This is a genomic window from Nocardiopsis sp. TNDT3 (assembly GCF_003427465.1).
Classification (GTDB): Bacteria; Actinomycetota; Actinomycetes; order Streptosporangiales; family Streptosporangiaceae; genus Nocardiopsis; species Nocardiopsis dassonvillei.
In genome coordinates this window covers 1-1,174 of record NZ_QPFC01001399.1, presented here as the reverse complement: position 1 = coordinate 1,174, position 1,174 = coordinate 1, and the positions used below count along the sequence as shown (strand labels likewise).

Genomic DNA, 1,174 nt, shown 5'->3' with positions numbered 1-1,174 from the left:
GGCCAGCCTGCCCGCCCCCAGCCCCGGCGACGTCTTCTTCGACATGGAGGGCTACCCCTACCACTCCCGCGAGGGCGAACGCGGCCTGGAGTACCTCTTCGGCGCCACCACCGAGGACGCCCACGGAGCCGAGACCTTCCACGCCTTCTGGGCCCACGACCGCGCCCAGGAGAAGAAGGCCCTGGAGGACTTCGTCGACTTCGCCACCGCCCGCGTGGACGCCGACCCCGGCGCCCACGTCTACCACTACGCCTCCTACGAGGTGGACCGCCTCAAACACCTGAGCTCGGAGTTCGCCACCCGCGAGGAGGAGGTCAACCGGCTCCTGCGCGAGAACCGCCTGGTGGACCTGTACACCGTCGTGCGCAAGAGCCTGCGCGTGTCCCAGCGCTCCTACTCCATCAAGTACCTCGAACCCCTCTACCTGCCCGCCGCCCGCTCCGGCGGCGTCACCACCGCCACCTCCAGCATCGACGCCTACGCCGCCTACCTGGCCGCCACCGAGGCCGGCGACCACGACCGGGCCGCGCGGGTCCTGGCCGACATCGCCGCCTACAACCGCGACGACTGCCACTCCACCGCGCGCCTGCGCGACTGGCTGGAGGACCACCGCACCCACCAGGGCATCACCGACCGCCCCCTGGTCCAGCTCGAACTCACCGAGGCCGAGGCCGAACGCGCCCGCAAACGCCAGGAGAAGGCCGCCCGCCACGCCGCCCTCACCGAACCCCTGCTCGACCAGGTCCCCGCCCAGGCCCAGGACCGCGAACCCGACCACCACACCCGCGCCCAACTGGCCGCCCTGGTCGGCTACTACCAGCGCGAGAACCTGCCCCCCTGGCGCGAGCACTACCGGCGCACCAGCGCCCCCCTGACCGACCTGGAGTCCGACACCGACTGCGCCGTGCCCTGGCAGGTGCGCGCGGGGGAGTGGATCGAACCCACCGGCCGCCAGCGCAAGTCCCGCCGCGAACTCTCCCTGCGCCTGGACACCGCCCACCCCCACCCCTTCACCTCCGGCCAGGACGTGCACCTGCTCTACCCCGGCGCCCCCGGGCAGCCCGCCACCACCACCCAGGCCAAGGTCGCCGAGGCCGACGCCGACACCCTGGCCATCACCGAGACCTGTGACCCCGACTCCACCTACTCCCGGCCCCCCGTCGCCGTCCTGCCC

1 protein-coding gene is annotated in these 1,174 nt (G+C 72.9%); it reads left to right on the top strand.

The features are described 5' to 3' along the window. Window positions 1-1,174: TM0106 family RecB-like putative nuclease (locus DQW06_RS28215; RefSeq protein WP_117199621.1), on the top strand; the 1,174-nt coding region annotated here is incomplete at both ends.